This window comes from Methylosinus sp. PW1 (assembly GCF_000745215.1).
In the GTDB taxonomy this organism is placed as follows: domain Bacteria; phylum Pseudomonadota; class Alphaproteobacteria; order Rhizobiales; family Beijerinckiaceae; genus Methylosinus.
On record NZ_JQNK01000009.1, the window covers coordinates 1,099,403 to 1,118,163 of the forward strand.

Annotated in this window: 18 protein-coding genes; 10 read left to right on the forward strand and 8 right to left on the reverse strand. The window is 65.6% G+C overall.

Features of this window, described 5'->3' with window-relative positions; all coding sequences use genetic code 11:
- The first annotated feature begins 201 nt into the window (after positions 1-201).
- Complete coding sequence (locus K369_RS14810; RefSeq protein ID WP_036292236.1) at positions 202-1,707, forward strand: ATP-binding protein; 1,506 nt, start codon at positions 202-204, stop codon at positions 1,705-1,707.
- Between the two features lies 1 nt (position 1,708).
- Here K369_RS14810 and K369_RS14815 read toward each other — a convergent pair whose 3' ends face one another.
- Complete coding sequence (locus tag K369_RS14815) at positions 1,709-2,119, reverse strand: helix-turn-helix domain-containing protein (protein ID WP_051949320.1); 411 nt, start codon at positions 2,117-2,119, stop codon at positions 1,709-1,711.
- Positions 2,120-2,285: 166 nt separating this feature from the next.
- Here K369_RS14815 and K369_RS14820 point away from each other — a divergent pair, with 166 nt between their 5' ends.
- Positions 2,286-2,678 carry a DoxX family protein gene (locus tag K369_RS14820; RefSeq protein ID WP_036295347.1) on the forward strand — a complete coding sequence of 131 codons (393 nt, stop codon included), beginning with the start codon at positions 2,286-2,288 and terminating at the stop codon, positions 2,676-2,678.
- A 39-nt stretch (positions 2,679-2,717) separates the two neighbouring features.
- Positions 2,718-3,461, forward strand: coding sequence for an SDR family NAD(P)-dependent oxidoreductase (locus K369_RS14825; protein ID WP_036295352.1), 744 nt, complete (start codon positions 2,718-2,720; stop codon positions 3,459-3,461).
- Between the two features lie 104 nt (positions 3,462-3,565).
- On the opposite strand, the gene scpA is transcribed toward K369_RS14825, so the two are convergent.
- A complete protein-coding gene (gene scpA / locus K369_RS14830; RefSeq protein ID WP_036292237.1) occupies positions 3,566-5,731 on the reverse strand; it encodes a methylmalonyl-CoA mutase in 2,166 nt (721 codons plus the stop codon).
- Between the two features lie 334 nt (positions 5,732-6,065).
- On the opposite strand from scpA, the gene K369_RS14835 reads away from it, so the two are divergent.
- Both K369_RS14835 and K369_RS14840 read left to right on the forward strand, forming a co-directional pair.
- A complete protein-coding gene (locus tag K369_RS14835; RefSeq protein WP_036295355.1) occupies positions 6,066-6,323 on the forward strand; it encodes a type II toxin-antitoxin system Phd/YefM family antitoxin in 258 nt (85 codons plus the stop codon).
- A gap of 92 nt (positions 6,324-6,415) precedes the next feature.
- Positions 6,416-6,766, forward strand: coding sequence for a hypothetical protein (locus tag K369_RS14840; protein ID WP_371033316.1), 351 nt, complete (start codon positions 6,416-6,418; stop codon positions 6,764-6,766).
- A 3-nt stretch (positions 6,767-6,769) separates the two neighbouring features.
- Here the strand turns inward: K369_RS14840 and K369_RS14845 are convergent, their stop codons facing one another.
- Positions 6,770-7,591 carry a retropepsin-like aspartic protease gene (locus K369_RS14845; RefSeq protein WP_245278209.1) on the reverse strand — a complete coding sequence of 274 codons (822 nt, stop codon included), beginning with the start codon at positions 7,589-7,591 and terminating at the stop codon, positions 6,770-6,772.
- 242 nt (positions 7,592-7,833) lie between these two features.
- Between K369_RS14845 and K369_RS14850 the strand changes: the two genes are divergently transcribed.
- A complete protein-coding gene (locus tag K369_RS14850) occupies positions 7,834-8,427 on the forward strand; it encodes an EF-hand domain-containing protein (RefSeq protein ID WP_036292240.1) in 594 nt (197 codons plus the stop codon).
- A 46-nt stretch (positions 8,428-8,473) separates the two neighbouring features.
- On the opposite strand, the gene K369_RS14855 is transcribed toward K369_RS14850, so the two are convergent.
- From K369_RS14855 to K369_RS14870, 4 genes are all read right to left on the reverse strand, one after another.
- The gene (locus tag K369_RS14855; protein ID WP_036292241.1) at positions 8,474-10,366 is read right to left on the reverse strand and encodes a methyl-accepting chemotaxis protein; all 1,893 of its coding nucleotides are present in this window, start codon (positions 10,364-10,366) and stop codon (positions 8,474-8,476) included.
- A 254-nt stretch (positions 10,367-10,620) separates the two neighbouring features.
- On the reverse strand, positions 10,621-10,956 hold the full coding sequence (locus tag K369_RS14860; RefSeq protein ID WP_084570688.1) for a cytochrome c: 336 nt from the start codon (positions 10,954-10,956) through the stop codon (positions 10,621-10,623).
- 25 nt (positions 10,957-10,981) lie between these two features.
- Positions 10,982-12,199, reverse strand: a complete 1,218-nt coding sequence (locus K369_RS14865) for an LL-diaminopimelate aminotransferase (protein ID WP_024880839.1) — start codon at positions 12,197-12,199, stop codon at positions 10,982-10,984.
- Positions 12,200-12,351: 152 nt separating this feature from the next.
- Positions 12,352-12,735 (reverse strand): hypothetical protein, encoded by a 384-nt coding sequence (locus K369_RS14870; protein WP_051949321.1) that lies wholly within the window; start codon positions 12,733-12,735, stop codon positions 12,352-12,354.
- Positions 12,736-12,953: 218 nt separating this feature from the next.
- Here K369_RS14870 and phaC point away from each other — a divergent pair, with 218 nt between their 5' ends.
- From phaC to K369_RS14890, 4 genes are all read left to right on the forward strand, one after another.
- Positions 12,954-15,194 (forward strand): class I poly(R)-hydroxyalkanoic acid synthase, encoded by a 2,241-nt coding sequence (gene phaC / locus K369_RS14875; RefSeq protein WP_084570689.1) that lies wholly within the window; start codon positions 12,954-12,956, stop codon positions 15,192-15,194.
- A 137-nt stretch (positions 15,195-15,331) separates the two neighbouring features.
- Positions 15,332-16,525, forward strand: a complete 1,194-nt coding sequence (locus K369_RS14880; protein WP_036292242.1) for an AAA family ATPase — start codon at positions 15,332-15,334, stop codon at positions 16,523-16,525.
- A 141-nt stretch (positions 16,526-16,666) separates the two neighbouring features.
- Entirely contained in the window at positions 16,667-16,927 is a 261-nt protein-coding gene (locus K369_RS14885; RefSeq protein WP_018266414.1) for a zinc-finger domain-containing protein, read from the forward strand.
- A 10-nt stretch (positions 16,928-16,937) separates the two neighbouring features.
- A complete protein-coding gene (locus K369_RS14890; RefSeq protein WP_036292243.1) occupies positions 16,938-18,101 on the forward strand; it encodes an FAD-dependent monooxygenase in 1,164 nt (387 codons plus the stop codon).
- Here the strand turns inward: K369_RS14890 and K369_RS14895 are convergent.
- On the reverse strand, positions 18,092-18,685 hold the full coding sequence (locus K369_RS14895) for a TMEM175 family protein (protein WP_036295368.1): 594 nt from the start codon (positions 18,683-18,685) through the stop codon (positions 18,092-18,094). The two genes, K369_RS14890 and K369_RS14895, sit on opposite strands and share 10 nt — an antisense overlap.
- Positions 18,686-18,761 lie beyond the last annotated feature (76 nt).

Consider the following 18,761-nt stretch of genomic DNA (forward strand, 5'->3'; position numbering starts at 1 on the left):
GACGAACAAGAGAACGTATATGGAACACTATGGGCCGTGTCAAGCGGCGACGCAGCCGATCACAAAGCGCGAGGCGGAGAGAAACCGCGCCGGGCGCGCTCTTGTCCACAGGCGCAGCGGCGCGGTTGAACGCGCGGCGCGAATCGATGTTTAAGTCCGCGCCATGATCTTTCCCTCCTTCACGGCCGGAGCGGCGCCGCAATGACGGCGCCCGCCAAGGTTTCCATCGATCTCGGGACCCGCGCCGATGGCGGCGTCGCGACGCTCGATCTCGAGGAGCTGCTGGCGACCCGCCTTCTGGTGCAGGGCAATTCCGGCTCCGGCAAATCGCATCTGCTGCGCCGCCTGCTGGAGCAGAGCGCGCCCTGGGTGCAGCAGGCGATCATCGATCCCGAGGGCGATTTCGTCACGCTGGCCGAGCGTTATGGCCATGTGGTGGTGGACGCCCGCTGCGGCATCGCCGATCTCACCCGCATCGCCGCGCGGGCGCGCCAGCACCGAGTCTCGGTCGTGCTCGATCTCGAGGGGCTGGACGCCGAGCAGCAGATGCACGCCGCCGCCGCCTTTCTCGGCGGGCTCTTCGACGCCGAGCGCGACCAATGGTATCCGCTGCTCGTCGTGGTGGACGAGGCGCAGCTCTTCGCGCCCGCCGTCGCCGGCGAAGTGTCCGACGAGGCGCGCAAGGCCTCGCTCGGCGCCATGACCAATCTGATGTGCCGCGGCCGCAAGCGCGGGCTCGCCGGCGTCATCGCCACGCAGCGCCTCGCCAAGCTCGCCAAGAATGTCGCGGCGGAGGCGTCCAATTTCCTCATGGGACGCACCTTCCTCGACATAGACATGGCGCGCGCCGCCGATCTGCTCGGCATGGAGCGGCGGCAGGCGGAAATGTTCCGCGATCTGCAGAGCGGCAATTTCGTCGCGCTCGGCCCGGCCATGGCGCGCCGGCCGCTGCCCGTGCGCATCGGCCCGGTGGAGACTTCCGCGCGCAATGTCAGCCCGAGGCTGCTGCCGCTGCCGGAGGCCGGCGCCGACGACGCGCATCTCATTTTCACGCCCGGCGCCGATGAAGCGCGTTTCGAGGCGCCGCGCCGGCCGCCGCCGCCCGCGCCGACCGCCGATGTGCTGGCGCGTCTCGCCCGCAGCGCGCCGCCGGCGCCGCCCGCCGTCGAGCCGCCGCCGAGCATTTCGCCCGAGCAGCGTCAGGCCGCGATCGATTCGGCGCTGCGCGAGATTTTGAGCGACAGCGACGCCAATTTCCGCACCATCGCCGTGCTCTATCAGGATTTTCTGGTGCGCTGCCGGATTCGCCGCATCGGCGGCGAGCCTTTGAGCCTGCCCGCCTTCCGCCGCCGCCTCGCCGTGGCCCATGCCGGCATAGAGCTGGCGGAAGCCGAGTCCGAGGATTCGCCCTGGGCCGAGGTGCTCGCAATGGCAGGCGCGCTGCCGGAGGATATGCAGGGCGTTTTTCTATCGCTGGCGCGCGCGGCCTTCGACCATCGCCCCTGCCCTTCCGACGCCGATGTCGCCAGCGCCTATGGCACGCGCTCGCCCGGGCGGGCGCGGCGGCTGCTCGCCTATATGGAGGAGCGGCAGGCGATCGTCTGCCGGCTGGACCAGCGCGGCTGGCGCATCGTCGCCATTCCCGGCGTCGCCTGGGAGACCGAGCCCGGCGATCCCACCGCCGCCGCGGGCGCGACGACGACCTGAGCTATCGGCGCGTCGGTCGAATCGCCGGCGCGTTGCGAGCCGGGGCGCGTGCAGGATTGGCCTTGCGCCCCCGCGAACTCGACTTGGCGGGAATCGTCCTTCCGTACTCTCGCCACCAGGCCGTAAGCGCCTCCATCGCGGGGCCAAGTCCACGGGCCTTCTGTGTTATCTCGTATTCGACCCTGGGCGGCACCTCCGCGAACACGGTGCGCGAGACCAGACCGTCCGTTTCAAGTTCGCGGAGCTGCGCCGTGAGCATGTGCTGCGTGATGCCGGGGATTGCTTTGCGCAACTCGCCAAAGCGGTAAACCCGCTGATTGAGCAGCCACATGATCTCCAGCTTCCATTTTCCCGAGAGCATCGCGAATGCACGGCGCATCTCATCTTGCATCGTGAAGTCGTCTTCGGCCATTAGTCAGCTTTTCCATACTTACTGTTATATTTTCATCCTACTTGCGTTCGTTCATCTTAGACTGCATTTTCGATGCATCGCGAGCAGATTTGAATCTGCCCGGCAAGCGAAACGCCAGTTCGACACATTCATGGCGGCCGGAGCAGCGGCCGAGCAGGAAACTCTCATGACGGCATTCACTGTATACTGGATCAGCACGACGCTCTTGTCGCTTCTGTACCTGGCGTCCGCCTATATGTATGCGACAAAGACAGGCTGGGTACGGCAAACCCTTGCCGAGCTTCACTATCCGGCTTCCTACCTCGTGCCGTTCATGATCGTCGTAAAAGTCCTCGGCGTTGCCGCGATCTTGTCGCGCGTGAGCTTGCCGCTGAGCGATCTCGCCTATGTAGGCATCTTCTACCACCTCATTCTGTCCAGCCTGGCCCATCTCGGTGTGCGCAAGCCAATCGGCGCGCTGCCGGCCGTCATAGGCCTCATGCTGCTGGCCGCGTCCTTTGCGACGCAGAACGCGGCTCGCGATGTACCGTCGCCTTACGCCCAAATCGCCGTGCGCTGACGCGGCGAAAACCACCACCCCCACCAAATGGAGACGACCATGGGTAGACTCGAAGGAAAAGTCGCAATCGTGACCGGCGCCGGTCGCGGCATTGGCCGCGCGACGGCAAAGCTGTTCGCCGCCGAAGGCGCCAAGGTCGCGGTCGTGTCGCGGACTCGGGCAAATGTCGATGCGGTCGTCACAGATATCAAGGCCGCGGGCGGCGCTGCCGTCGGCGTCGTCTGCGATATCGGCGACCCCGGCCAGATCAAGGCGGCTGTCGACACCGTCGCCTCGGCCTATGGCGGTATCGACGTCCTGGTGAACAACGCGTTCGATTCGTCCGCGCCTTTCTCGTCGGTCATCGATCTCTCTGTGGAGCAGTTGCAGCGCAACTTCGACACAGGCCCGATCGCCTATCTGCGGATGATGCAAGCCGCCTATCCCTACCTCAAAGCCAGCGGAGAAGGGCGTATCATCAATTTCGGCTCGATGGCGGGCGTCATCGGCCTGCTGGGCTATACCCCCTACAACATGTCGAAGGAGGCGGTGCGCGCCCTGACCCGTACCGCGGCGCGCGAATGGGGACCGGACAAGATTACCGTGAACAACGTCCTGCCGGTTGCCGAAACCTGGGGTCCCGAAATCAACGTTCCCCCGCCAGCCAACCCGCTCGGCCACTACGGATCGCCGGAAGAAGACATTGCGCCTGTAGTCCTGTTCCTTGCCAGCAAGGACTCGCAGTTCATCACGGGCTCGAGTCTGACGCCCGACGGCGGCTCGATCATCGACAGCGCTCGCTGAGACGATGGAGCGTCGCACGCTTCATCGAGTTGCGGCGCTAGCCATCGGCTTTGAGAGTGATCGGACGATACGAGCTCAAAGGCTCGCCTCTCGAGGAAATGCGCTTATCGCCGCACCGTCTCCCGCTGCGCATAGCCGAGGCGGACGTTCAGCTCTTGCAGCACTTTCTCGGCGGCTTCGGGAATATTGGTGCCGGGCGGGAAGATCGCAGCGGCGCCGGCGTCATAGAGCGCCTGGAAATCCTGCTCGGGAATGACGCCGCCGACGACCATCATCACCTCCTCGCGTCCGGCCGCCTTCAGCGCATCGCGCAATTCCGGCGTCAGAGCGAGATGGCCGGCGGTCATCGTGTTCACGCCGACGATATGGACTTGTTCTTCCGCGGCGCGTTTGGCCACTTCTTCCGGCGTCGCGAAGAGATCGCCGATCACCACCTCGAAGCCCAAATCCGTGAAGGCGGAGGCGATGACCTTCTGGCCGCGGTCATGGCCGTCCTGGCCGAGCTTGGCGACGAGAATCTTCGGCTTGCGCTTGTCGTTCTCGGCGAAGGCGGCCGTCATGCCGCGCACGCGCGCGACCTTGTCGCAATCGGCGCCGGCCTCGCGCGCATAGACGCCGGAAATGACATTGGCCTTGGGCTTATGGCGGTCGAACACCTTTTCCAGCGCATAGGAGATTTCGCCGACGCTGGCCTTGGCGCGCGCCGCCTCGATCGCCAGCGCGAGAAGATTGCCGTCGCCCTTCGCGCCTTCGGTCAGCGCATCGAGCGCGGCTTGCGTCCTCGCCTCGTCGCGCTCGGCGCGCAGGCGCTGGAGCTTGGCGATCTGCGCGGCGCGCACGGCGGAATTGTCGACCTTCAGCACATCCGGCGCGACGTCGCTGTCTGGGCGGAACTTATTCACGCCGACGACGACCTGCTGTCCCGTGTCGATGCGCGCCTGCGTCTTCGCCGCGACTTCCTCGATACGCTGCTTGGGCAGGCCGGCGGCGATCGCCTTGGCCATGCCGCCGAGGCTCTCGATCTCCTCTATATGCTTCCACGCCGCCTCAGCGAGCTCGGCGGTCAGCTTCTCGACATAGAAGGACCCGCCCCAAGGATCGATGATGCGCGTGGTGCCGCTCTCCTCCTGCAACACAATTTGCGTGTTGCGGGCGATGCGGGCGGAGAAGTCGGTCGGCAGCGCCAGCGCCTCGTCCAGCGCATTGGTGTGCAGCGATTGCGTATGACCCTGCGTCGCCGCCATCGCCTCGACGCTGGTGCGGATGGCGTTGACGTAAACATCTTGCGCGGTGAGCGACCAGCCGGACGTCTGGCAATGGGTGCGCAGAGTCATGCTCTTCTCGGTCTTGGCGCCGAGGTCCTTCATCAGCCGCGCCCACAAGAGGCGCGCGGCGCGGAGCTTCGCCACCTCCATGAAGAAATTCATGCCGATGGCGAAGAAGAAGGAGAGCCGCGGCGCGAAAGCGTCGATATCGAGCCCCGCGGCGACGCCGGCGCGCACATATTCGACGCCATCGGCGAGCGTGTAGCCGAGCTCGAGATCAGCCGAGGCGCCGGCCTCCTGCATGTGATAACCGGAGATGGAGATGGAGTTGAACTTCGGCATATTCTTGCTGGTGTAGGCGAATATGTCCGAGACGATGCGCATCGATGGAAACGGTGGATAGATATAGGTGTTGCGCACCATGAATTCTTTTAAGATGTCGTTCTGAATCGTGCCGGTGAGCTGCGCCGGCGGCACGCCCTGCTCCTCGCCCGCCACGATGAACAGAGCGAGCACCGGAAGAACGGCGCCGTTCATCGTCATCGACACGCTCATCTGCTCGAGCGGAATGCCGTCGAACAAAGTGCGCATGTCGTAGATGGAATCGATGGCGACGCCCGCCATGCCGACGTCGCCGGAGACGCGCGGATGATCGCTGTCATAGCCGCGATGGGTGGCGAGATCGAAGGCGATGGAGAGGCCCTTCTGACCGGCGGCGAGATTGCGGCGGTAGAAGGCGTTGGAATCCTCGGCCGTGGAGAAGCCCGCATATTGGCGGATGGTCCAGGGCTGGGCGACATACATGGTCGGATAAGGTCCGCGCACGTAAGGCGCGACTCCGGGGAAGCCGTCGATGAAGGAGAGGCCGTCTATGTCCTGCGGGCCGTAGGAATTCTTGACTTCTATGCCCTCGGGCGTCAGCCAGCGGCGCGGCTCGGCGGCCTCCTTCGGGGTCGCGGCGACGGGAGCGAAGGCGATTTTGCTGAAGTCGGGAATTTGGGACATTTCTTTCCTCGGATCGGCTCTCTTGTTTATTAGCGAAAAGCGAGGGCGGCGCAAAGGCGGGAGATGGCCAGGAACAGAGTGGGCTCGCCTTCCCTGCTCGGCGCGGGAGCGACGGGCGGCCTCGGCGGGCGAGGGCGAAGGGGCGCCACATAGAGGCGTCCTTGGAGGAGGTTACGCCCGACGGGCATTTCCCGATGATAGACACCACTTCTATCTTATTGTTTTATAATTAAATATCGCATGAGCCGCACTGAAGCGCAGAGCTTCCGCTTGCTGGACAGATCATGCGCCTCATGTATATTGCATGAAGCGCATGAGAGAAAGAGACATGGATATGCTCAAGGTCGCCGCCGCCGAGTTTCAGCGCAACATCGGCCGCTATCAAGACCTCGCCTTGCGCCAGCCCGTCGCCGTCACTCGCAACGGTCGCGAAAGCTGCGTGCTGCTGTCGACCGAGGAATATCGCCGCCTCAAGCGCCGTGACCGGGAGGCGCTCGGCGTCGAGGACTTCACCGACGCCGACATTGCCGCGCTCGAAGCGTCGCGCCCGCCCGAAGAAGCGAAGGCCTTCGATCACGAATTCGAACCCTGAACATCGTGTCGACGCCAAAGCCTGTACAAGGTCTCGTTATCCGCTATGCCTATCTCTGGCGCGCAGAACATCAGCGCGGCCGAGAAGAGGGCGTGAAGGATCGCCCATGCGCCGTTGTGCTGGCGACGACCACGGAGGACGGCGAGGATGTCGTCACAGTCCTGCCGATCACTCATTCGCCGCCCGCGGATAGTCTCTTCGCCGTCGAGCTGCCCACCGCGACTAAGAAGCGCCTGAGATTGGACGGCGAAAGATCATGGGTCGTTCTGTCGGAAGCCAACCGCTTCGTGTGGCCCGGCCCCGATCTGCGCCCTTTGCCGAATGCCGGCGCCGGCAGCGCCGTGCTGGGGCTGCTGCCCTACAAATTCGCGGAAGAGCTCAGACTGCGGCTTCTCGCGCATATCAAGGCGCGGCGCGCTCATATCGTCCCGCGCACAGAGTAGCCCCTACCTCCCCACCGCCTTCCATCGCGGCCCCTCCGCCCCGAAGTCCAGCTCCCAGCGAAACCGGCTCAGCACATCGAAGCCGAGGATGATCGCCGCCTCGCCGCCGAGCGCCTCGCGCAACGGGCCGAAATCATAGGAGACGAAGACGACATCCTTCAGCACACGTCCCGCGCCTATGTCTATCTCCTTGGCCTTATAGACCTTCGCGTCGATTTTCTTGCCGGAGGCCTCGCTCACCTTGGCCTTTTTCTTCACCGGGACGAACAGCCCCTTGTGCCGCTCCAGAAAGCGGCGATCGACGGCGGAGATTTCGGCTCCCGTGTCGAAGAGGCCGACCGCCTCCGTCTTGCCGAGGCGCGCCTCTAGGCCGACGAGCTTCTGATCCGGCCAGAGCTTGCGGAAGGGCCGCCAATCGGCGCCGGCGCTCTCGGGAAAGAAGACCATCTCGCCGCCCATAAGATCGAGCGAGAAGCGCGCGCCTTGGAAGAAATCGAGCCCGAGCAGATCGTCCCCGTCCGAGGTCGCGCAGCGGGTGACGCGATATTTGGCCCGGCCGATATTATTGCCCTGCGCCGCCTTCAGCTCGACATTGGCCGCCTCCACATCCTCGCAGCGGGAAGCGACGCCGGAGGCGCTGGTGGATACGCTGGCGCCCAGCGCCGGAAAGCCGGCGTTCCAAGGCGCGAGCTTGATGCGGCTGGTGGAGGCGGCCGTGTCCAGCCGCATCGGCCCCATCACATTGCCGAAACGCATGGTCACATAGGCGCGGCCGCCGTCATCGGCGCCATGGACCACATCGAGCGGAACGATGGACCTTTCCATGGCGCGCTCCTCCGCGCGCGCCGGAACGGCGCAGACGAGAGCGAGCAAAGGAAAAAGCAGAAAGCGCGGAAGAGTTTTCGGCATGGCGCGGCGGCTCCGTCCCTGCGGGGAAGGCGTCTATAGCGCGGCGCGGCGCTTTCGTCTGCCGCGGAAAACCGCGCCGCCCGCGCAGAGGCCGTGCTATTGCAGAGCCGCCGGTCCTCGCCGCGGGCGGGACGGCGGCAGGCTCTGGAGGTCATCTCATGCGACATGCGGCGATCCGGCTCGCGACGGTTGGACTATTGGCCTTGGTTTCAAGCGTGACGCTCGCGCAGCAGCATCGGCCGCGCGGCGTTCCCGGAGACGCGCCCCGCGCGGGCGGAGGCGGCGGCGGCCCGGACGATGTGCTCGCAACTTCGAGCGAATGGGGCGGCGCCGGCGGCGTCTATACTTGCGAGCAGTGGAAGCAATATCTCGAGCGCATGTTCCGCCTCGCCGACAAGCGCAAGCGCGGATTCATCGACGCGCAGGATTTCGAGGTCATTCCGCGGCTGAGCCCGGTGTTTCACGCCGCGACCTTCGACTATTTCGACATGGCCGGCAAAGGCCGCGTCACCCGCGCGGAATTCCTGTCCTTTCCGAGCCCTTTCTTCGCGCGCTATGACCGCAAGAAGAGCTGCCGCGTCTTCCAGGAAGAGCTGGCGCATGCGCAGGCGCCGAGCGCTGCCCCGCAATCGCCGGCGCCGAATGCGGGCGGCGGCTTCCCCGGCAGGGGCGGCGGCGGTTTCGGCGGCGGCTATGGCGGAGGCGGCTTCGGCGGAGGCGCGGGCGGAGGCGGCGGCGGCTTCGGGCGCTGACGTGGAGGCCCCTCCCCTGCAAAGCAGGAGAGGGGCGGGAGGGGCCTCAGAACTCGGCCCACTCCTCCTCCTGCGGCGCCTCCTTGCGCACGGCGGAGCCGGAGCGCGAGGTCGCGACGCGCTTCAGCATGGGCCGCGAGGGCGCTCGCGTCTCGACTTCTCCGATCTTGAAGCGCGCGACGAGCTGCACCAGCTCGGCGCTGTCCTCGGCGAGCGAGCGGGTCGCCGCATTGGTCTCCTCGGACATTGCGGCGTTCTTCTGCGTGACCTGATCGATCTCCTGCACCGCCGTGTTCACCTCGCGCAGGCTGGTCGATTGCGCCTCCGCGCTCGCCGCTATGCCGGTGACGACGACATCGATGCGATTGACCTGCTCGACGATGCGATGCAGCGAGGCGCCGGTCTCGGCCACCAGCGCGACGCCATCCTGCACGCGCGTGTTGGAGGCGGCGATGAGTTCCTTGATCTCCTTGGCGGCCTCCGCCGAGCGCTGGGCGAGCGAGCGCACTTCCGTCGCCACCACGGCGAAGCCGCGGCCGGCCTCGCCCGCGCGCGCCGCCTCGACGCCGGCGTTGAGCGCGAGGAGATTGGTCTGAAAGGCGATCTCGTCGATGACGCCGATGATCTGACCGATCTGCTCGGATGATTTCTCTATGCCGCCCATCGCCTCTATGGCGTCGCCGACGATCTTCTCGCCCTTGACCGCGTCGGTCTTGGCGTCGCCGACGATCTCGCGCGCCTCGACGGCGCTCCCGGCGGCCTTGCGCACCGTGTCGGTGATCTGGCCGACGGCCGCGGCCGTCTGCGCCAGAGTCGCCGCCTGCTGCTCATTGCGCTGCGACAGATCCTCGGCGGCGCGGGCGATCTCGCGCGTGCTGGAGCCGATCGCGCCGCTCGTCGTCACAATGCCGCGCAGCGTGTGCTGCATGCGCTCCACGGCGGTGTTGAAGCGCGCGCGGAGCTTCTCGTAATCCTTGATGAACTCCTTCTCGAGCCGCACCTCGAGATCGCCCTCGGCGAGGCGCTCCATGGCGGCGGTGTATTCGGCGAAGAAGAAGTCGCGGTTCTCGATATACCATTTCGCGCCGGCGGCTTTTTCTTCCAGCTTGGCGGCGGCGGCGGCGTTCTGCTCGGCGGCGCGCGTTTCGGCGAGACGCACCTCCTCGAGCTTGTCGCGGAATATGGCGATCGCGTCCCGCATTTCGCCGATCTCGTCGCTGCGGCTCATCACGGGCGGCTTGTCGAATGTCTGGCCGCGCGCGAGCCTGGACGTGTAATCGGCGAGCGTGACGATCGGCCTCACGACATGGCGATGGGCGATCAGGCCCGCGCCCGCGAGAAGGCACAAAATAGCGATCGTGGCCGCGAGGCTCGCAATGTCGGAGCGATCGCCCAGCAGATCGGCGTCCTTCTCCGTCGCGGCGGCGAAAGCGTTCGCCGCTTCGACCTGGCGCGTCTCGAAGGCGCGATAGGCGATGAAGCTCGCATCGAGACGATCCATGGAGGCGGCCACGCCGGCGCCGTCGCCGCGCTCGAGCGCCGGAAGAAACGCATCGATCTCACGCCAAAAGGCGTCGGCCGTCTCGGTCGCCGGCCCTTTGGCGAGCGTCAACAGCTCCGCCGGCAGCAGCTTCGACTTGGACCAGAAGGCGCGGCGCTCCTCATATTGCTTGCGCAAGGAAGCGAGGCGCGTCTTCGCCTCACGCGCGTCGATCCTGTAGGTAGCGGCGAGCTCGACGTCGAGATAGGCTTCCAAAAGGGAGAATGGAGGCGGCAGCGCATCCGCGACGAGATCCTTGCCCGCGGCAATCTTCTGATAGGCGTGTCCGCCGATGCGCAGCTCGTCGAGAATATAGCGCCCGGCGCCGGCGGTTGCGAGGAAAGCGAGAAAAGCGACGGCGGCGAGCAGGCTCGCGGCGCGAGAAATCGACAGGCGCATGAAGTGCCTCCGGGAGAAGAGCCGCTCGGAGACGATGAAGGTCCTGGCGGCGGAATGTCGGATGGGAGAGAGACGGCTCGCGGAGATCTTCCGCGATCGAGCACAGCCGGATCGGCGCCGGAATGAAGAAACGGCGTCATGCCTTCGGGCGCATGCCCCGCCGCATGCGCTCGATCCTCCATGCGACGAAATTACGCAGCAGGCCTTAAGAAATCATGCAAGGCGCCGGCGCTCATGCGCCTCGCTCGTGGGCGTCACTTGCGCTGGATCGACGCAATGTAGTCGAGCAGCGCCTCGATTTGCGCCGGCGAGAATTCGAAGCGCGGCATGTCCAGCCCGCCATGGCCGACGACGATGCCTTCGGCCAGCGCCTCCTCGAGATTTTCGAGCGGATATTTCTTCGTCAGCGTGCGGAAGGGCGGCGAGGCCGGATTGGGGCTCTTGCCTCGCGTCCCGGTCGCATGACAGCGGCTGCAATTGGCATTGGCGATAGCGCGGCCACGCTCGATCTGCGTGTGCTGCGGCTCGTCCCGCGCGAGAGCCGCGCCGGCGGCGAGAATGGCGGCCATCGCCACGAAAATGCGAACCACGCCGCCCTCCCCTTCTCTCGCTGCGTCAGCCGCGCGCCTGCAGCGGCACGACATTGTGCAGCGTCGTCTCCGCGCCCTCGAAGAAGCGGCGCAGATTGCGCGCCGCCTGGCGAATGCGCTGCTCATTCTCGACCAGAGCGAGACGCAGATAGCCCTCGCCATGCTCGCCGAAGCCGACGCCCGGCGCGACGGCGACATCCGCCTTCTCGATGAGGAGCTTGGAAAATTCGAGGCTGGTCATGCCGGAAAAGCGCTCCGGGATCGGCGCCCAGACGAACATCGACGCGGAAGGCGCCGGGATCGGCCAGCCGGCCTGCGCGAAGCTCTCCACCATCACGTCGCGGCGCTTCTTATAGATGGCGCGCATCTCCTTGATGCAATCGTCCGGGCCGTTGAGCGCCGCGGTCGCCGCCACTTGCACCGGCGTGAAGGCGCCATAGTCGAGATAGCTCTTCACCCGCGCCAGCGCGGCGCAGAGGCGCTCATTGCCGACCGCGAAGCCGATGCGCCAGCCGGCCATGGAGAAGGTCTTCGACAGAGACGAGAATTCGACGGCTATGTCCATCGCGCCATTGACCTGAAGGATCGACGGCGGCGGATTATCGTCGAAATAGACCTCGGCATAGGCGATGTCGGAGAGCACGAATATGTCGTGCCGTTTCGCGAAGGCGACGAGGTCCTTGTAGAAATCCAGCGAGGCGACGGTCGCCGTCGGATTGGCCGGATAGCAGACGACGATGGCGATAGGCTTGGGGATGGAATGCGCGACCGCCTTCTCCAGCGCATGGAAGAGCTGCGGCGTCGGATCGGCCGGCACGGAACGGATGACGCCACCGGCCATCAGAAAGCCGAAGGCGTGAATGGGATAGGACGGATTGGGCGCGAGGATCACATCGCCGGGCGCGGTGATCGCCTGCGCCATATTGGCGAAGCCCTCCTTGGAGCCGAGCGTCGCCACCACCTGCGTCTCGGGATCGAGCTTCACGCCGAAGCGGCGCTCGTAATAGCCGGCCTGGGCGCGGCGCAGGCCGGCGATGCCCTTGGAGGCCGAATAGCGATCGGTGCGCGGACGGCCGGCCGTCTCGACCAGCTTCTCGATCACATGGCGCGGCGCGGGCAGATCGGGATTGCCCATGCCGAGATCGATGATATCGGCGCCGCCGGCGCGCGCCTTGGCCTTGAGCCGATTGACCTGCTCGAAAACATAAGGGGGAAGCCGCTTGATGCGATAGAAGTCCGACATCGCCTATTTCCGTTGAAAGCTCCGCCGACCTCATTTCGAGGCGCGGCGGACGAGTGTGGCGCGAAACCCTTTCGAAAGAGCTAGAGCGCTGTCCGCTCGAACGGGATGTTCGAAACGACCAGAATTCGCGTCCGACGAAAGAATCTAGCGCGCTATTGCGCGCTCTGGCGCTGTTTCGTCTCGGCGCGCCGCTCTTTCGGCGCGTCGGGAATTTTGACGCGGGCGCCGCGGGCGCGATTGGCGGCCGCGGCGGCGATGAGCTCTTTCTCGAGCTCGGCGGCGCGGGCGGCGCTCTTCTTGGCGTCTTTCTTGACGTCGGCCGCCGGAGTCGGCGCGGCGAAGGGCGTGTAGCCGGTCGCGCCCGTCCGCGAGCGCTCGACGAAATCGGCCGGGGCCGGCGGCGGACGCCGCATCTCCATTCCCTCGAAGAATTTGCCGATCGACTCGCCCGCGGTCTCGGACCCCGCTTCCTGCGCGCGCGCGCCGCCCGCGGCGACGGCGAACAGGGCGAGGCAGATCGCGAGACGGCAAATCATCGGCTTCTCCAGAGGCTGGCCTCCGTCATAGTGCGACAATGCGGCTTTGATAAGGGGGCGCCGATATGGGGGCTCCCGCCCTTCCGCGACGCATCGCCGCGCTTAAGTATTGGAGGAAGCGCTTTTCTCCGTGAGAGACGGTTTCCGAACCTTCGCGGGATATGCTCTAAGGAAGAGACGAGGCCGGCGGCGCGAAGCCGCCGAGGACAGGACAGCCCATGACCGCACAAAGACGTTCGCCAGCCGGAGCCAAACGGCGGCCGCCGCTTCACGCCGCGGCCGAGCCCGAGGCCGAGCCCCGGGTCGAGCCCCGAGCCGCGCCAGCGGCGCCGAAAGGGCGCGCCGCGGCAGGCGAGCGAACGTCGACGCTGACGCTGGAGGGCCGCGCGCCCAAAGGCGGTGACGCGGTGAAAAAGCCCGCGGCGGCGGCGCCGGCGAAACCGGCGGCGAAGGCAAAACCGAAAAAGCCGGCCGCAGCCGCGCCGGCGCCCCGCCCCGCGGTCGCAAAGGATGCGGAGGCCGATCGTCACGCCGCGCTCGAGGCCGCGGCCGCGCTGCTGGCCGGCGCCGTGGAGGAATTGTCCGAGGAGCAGCGTCGCCGGCTCTTCGACCGGCTCGCCCCCCGGGAGCCGGAGCCCGCGCCGGCCGCCGCGCGGCAAAAGCCGCCGGCTCTGACCACGGCCGCGCCCAACGCTCATGATTTCGAGATTTTCGCGGAGAATCTGGCGCGGCTCGTCGATCAGGGCCGCAAGGCGCTCGCCGCCGCCATAGGCGGCATGGAGCCGGGCGACACGCGCAGTGAGCTGGCCAGCAATGTCGCCGACGCCGTCAAGACGCTGGGCGTCGTCGCCGAGCGCTGGATGGCCAAGCCGGATCAGGCCTACGCCGCCCAGGCGACGCTCGTCTCCGGCCTCACCGATATTTGGAGCCAGACGCTGCGCCGCTTCTCCGGCGAGGACACGCCGCCGATCGTGCCGCCGGACCCCAATGACAAGCGCTTCGCGGCGCCGGAGTGGAACGACAATCCTTTCTTCGACTGGCTGCGCCAATCCTATGCGCTGACGACGCGCTGGGCCGGCGACGCAGTGGAGCGCACAGAAGGGCTCGACCCGCAGGTGAAGGCCAAGGCGGCCTTCTACACGCGGCTCGTCGCCAGCGCGCTGTCGCCCTCCAATTTCGTCGCCACAAATCCCGAGCTGCTGCGCGCCACTCTCGACGCGCGCGGCGAGAATCTCGTGCGCGGCATGAAGATGCTGACCGAGGATCTCTCCGCCGGCCATGGCATGCTGAAGCTGCGTCAGAGCGACGAGAGCAAATTCGAGCTCGGCGTCGATATGGCGACGACGCCCGGCAAGGTCGTCTATCGCACGCCGGTAATGGAGCTCATCCAATATGCGCCGTCGACGCAGACGGTCTATGAGCGCCCGCTGCTGATCGTGCCGCCCTGGATCAACAAATTCTACGTGCTCGATCTCAATCGCGAGAAGAGCTTCGTGCGCTGGGCGACGGCGCAGGGCCTCACCGTCTTCGTCATCTCCTGGGTCAATCCCGACGAGAGCCAAGCGGAGAAGGGCTTCGACGCCTATATGAAGGAAGGCGTGCTCGCCGCGCTGGACGCGGTGCAGCAGGCGACCGCCGCCAAACATGTGGCGGCGGCCGGCTATTGCGTCGGCGGCACCATGCTCGCCGCAACGCTCGCCTATATGGCCGAAAAGGGCGACGACCGCATCGACAGCGTGACCTTTCTGGCGACGCAGGTGGATTTCACCGACGCCGGCGACATGCAGGTCTTCATCGACGAGGCGCGCCTCGCCGCGCTCGACGAGGCCATGTCGCGCACCGGCTATCTCGAAGGCGTCAAAATGGCGACGACCTTCAATCTTCTGCGTCCGAATGAATTGTTCTGGACCTATTTCGTCAATAATTACATGAAGGGCGTCGAGCCGGCGGCTTTCGATCTCCTCACCTGGAACTCGGACTGCACGCGCATCCCGCGCGCGAACCATCTCTTCTATCTGCGCTATTGCTACATAGAGAATGCGCTGTCGCAGGGCCGCATGGTGATCGACGGCGTAACGCTCAATCTGCGCAAGGTGAAGATTCCGATCTATGAGCTGGCGGCGAAGGAAGACCACATCGCGCCGGCGCGCTCCGTCTTCACCGGCGCGAAATATTTCGGCGGCGAGGTGCGCTATGTGCTCGCCGGCGCCGGCCATATAGCGGGCGTCGTCAATCCGCCGGCCAAGAACAAATATCAATATTGGACCGGCGGCCCGCCCGTGGGCCTCTATGAGGATTGGGCGAAGACCGCCCATGAGAACAAGGGTTCCTGGTGGGGCGACTGGCTCGCCTGGATCACCGCGCAAGCGCCGCAGCGCGTGCCGGCGCGCATCCCCGGCGACGGGAAGCTGAAGCCGCTCTGCGACGCGCCGGGGGAGTATGTGCGGGTGCGGGGGTGAGGGGGCTCATGGGGCGCTCCCTCGACCTTCGCCGTAACGACGACTCTAGCAGGCCACGGCAAGCCTCCCACGCCGCTTGATATCAAACTTACCGGAGTATATGATTTTTCTGCTATAATTAGCTAAGGTCGCTTGAATTGGACATCGTACGTAATCCATATGCGCCCGGCGCTGGAACTCCGCCGCCTGAATTGGCCGGGCGTTCATCCCTCATCGAGGATGCCACCAACGCGATCAAGCGCATTGCTGCCGGCCGTCCTGCACAAAGCTTGATAATGGTCGGGCTACGAGGCGTCGGCAAAACAGTTCTGCTTAACAGAATCGAAGAAATCGCCTCCGATATCGGCTGCAAGTCGTCCTTCATAGAAGCCCACGAGGGCAAGAGCCTTCCAGAGCTGCTCGCGCCGAAATTACGGTCTATTCTCTATTCGTTGAGCAAGGTGGAGAACGCGCAGGACATGGCGCGCCGTAGCCTACGCGGCCTGAAGGGCTTCTTGAATGGATTGAAAGTCACGATAAACGACGTCGACTTCGGTCTCAGCATCGAAGCGGAAAAAGGCTTTGCCGACAGCGGGAATATCGAGGCAGACCTGCCTGAATTGATCGCAATGGTCGGCGAGGCGGCCAAAGCGGCGTCGACGCCGATCGCTCTCATCGTGGACGAATTGCAATACCTTTCTGAAGACGAATTCAGCGCATTGATTATGTCCATCCACAAGACGAATCAAAAAAGCCTACCGATCGTGATGATCGGAGCTGGCCTCCCGCAGATCAGGGCGCTCGCTGGGAACTCGAAGTCCTATTCCGAACGGCTGTTTCGGTTTCCTGACATAGGCGCGCTGAAAAGTCAGGACGCCATCAACGCCCTCCAAGTTCCTGCAAAAGCCGAAGGAGCCTCGTTCACGGATGAGGCTATCGCTCATATCCTGAAAGTAACCGAGAGATACCCGTATTTTCTACAGCAATGGGCGTATACGGCTTGGAACTTGTCGGACACAGAGCAGATTGACGCCGAGACAGCGAGAGCCGCCGATGTTCCAGCGATCGATGAGCTCGACAAGAGCTTTTTCCAAATGCGACTGGAACGATGCAACCCGTCGGAAAAGAGATATATGAGAGCGCTTGCCGAACTCGGATCTGGCAAGCAACGCTCGGGTGAAATCGCAGACATGCTCGGCGTGAAAGTACAGTCTGTCGCACCGACCCGAAGCGCACTGATAAAAAAGGGAATGATCTACTCGCCGTCGCATGGCGATACAGAATTTACAGTCCCACTTTTCGATCAATACATGCATAGAGCGATTCCAGAGTTCAAAGTCAGCTACGAATAACACGCGCGGGCCGTGTTCTGCGGCGCGCGTGGCGGTCGAGAGCGCCATCCCCTCCCCCGCGACCTTCCTCCCCCTACCCAAAACCGCGCGGCTCCAATATAGCTGCGCGCAGCCAACCGACCGCTCGAGGGATTCCCCGCCATGTCGCACGATTCCACACCGCACTTCCACAATCAGCCGGGCGTCGCCAAGATCACGGTCGGCTCCAAGGAATTCATGTGCATCGGCGCGCTGCCGCCCTTCGACCATCCGCATGTCTTCATCGACATGGGCGCGGCGGACGAGGCGGTCTGCCCCTATTGCTCGACGCATTATGTGTTCGACGCCGCCCTCGGCCATGGCGCGGCCGATCCGGCCGAATGCGTCTATCATTCCGAGACCGTCCTCGACCCGACCGCCTGACGCCGCGCGAATGGGCGCTCCCTTCATCGTCGTCGGCGCCGGCATAGGCGGGCTCGCCGCGGCGATCGCCCTGGCGCGCGCCGGCAAAAGGACGCTCGTCCTCGAGCAGGCCGAGCGGATAGAGGAAGTGGGCGCCGGCCTGCAAATCTCGCCCAACGCCGGACGAATTCTGCAGGGTTTCGGCATGCGGCCGGCGCTGGACGCCGTCGCCCTCGAGCCGCGCGCCCTCAATATTCGCCGCGCCGCCGACGGCGCCGTCCTGGCGCGCCTGCCGCTCGCCGAGGCGCGCGACCGCTGGGGCGCGCCCTTCCGCGTTTTCCACCGCGCCGATCTGCAGAAGGCGCTGCTCGAAGAGGCGCAGCGCCTCGGCGTCGAGACGCGCATCGCCGCGCGCTGCGCTGGCTTCACGCAGGATGCGGATTACGTGCGGCCGGCGATCGGCGAGGCGACGCTGGAGGCGGCGGCGCTGATCGGCGCCGATGGGCTGCGCTCGACGATTCGCGATGCGCTCGGCCTCGTCGCGGACGACGCGCCCCGCTCGGCGCGGCTCACCGCCTGGCGGACGCTGATGCCGATCGATTCGGCGCCCGCCGCCCTGCGCGAGCGCGAGACTCACATTTGGCTCGGGCCGGGCGGACATGTCGTCCATTATCCGCTGCGCGACGCCAGCATCGTCAGCGCCGTCGCCATTATCGAGGATCGCGCCGATCGCGGCCCCATCGCCGAGACGCGCTCCGGCGAGGAGTTGGTCCAGGCCATGGGCTTTTCGCGCTGGAGCCGCGATTTGCGCGCGCTGCTCGAGGCCGGCGACGCTTGGCGACGCTGGCCGCTCTACGCCCGGCCGGAGCTCACGCGCTGGGGCCGCGGCCGCGTGGCGCTGCTCGGCGACGCCGCGCATCCCATGGTGCCCTTCCTCGCCCAGGGCGCGGCGCAGGCGATAGAGGACGCAGCGGCGCTCGGCCACGCCTTCACCGATGCGCGCGCGCAAGCAGAGACGGCGCTGGCGGCCTATCAAACGGCGCGAATCGAGCGGGCGACCCGCATTCAGCGCGCCTCGCGCGAGCAAGGCGCCAATTGCCATTTCTCCGGGCCGATGGCGGTGGTGCGCGACGCCGCGGTGCGGCTGATGGGCGGCGAGGGCGTGCTGTCCCGCAACGCCTGGATCTATCGCTGATCTCGTGAGCCGGCGACGGTCTTCTCTATGCGCGGATCCGGCGCGAACCACATGATCGCCACGCCGACATAAATGGCGAGCGCCAGCAGCGGCGAGACGAAATATCCTCCGGCGATGGCGCAAAGATAGAGCACGATCGACGCTCTGCCCTTCACATCGCGGCCGAGCGCGCCGGCGAGCGGCGAGGCCGGGCCGTCCGCCCGCAATATCGCCAATGTCAGCAGATAATAAGCGATCGCCGGCAGCAGCAGCGTGAGCCCGTAGAGAATGGTGGGCGCGCGGGCGAAGTCATTGTCCGCCATCCAGGCGGTGGCGAAGGGGATGAGCGACAGCCAGAACAGCAGATGCATGTTGGCCCACAGCACGCGGCCATCCACCCGCGAGACGGCGTAGAGCAGATGATGGTGATTGTTCCAATAGATGGCGACATAGACGAAGCTGAGCGCATAGCTGGCGAAAGTCGGAGCCAGAGGAAGGAGCGCGGACCAATCCGCGCTGTGCGGCGCCTTCAGCTCCAACACCATAATCGTGACGATGATCGCGACCACGCCGTCGCTGAAAGCCGCCAGCCTGTCCTTTTCCATCGCTTCGCTCCGATCGCGCCCGGTGGATGCATAGCGGCGAAAAAGAGGCCGCGCCTCCACGGACTTGGCAGCTTCG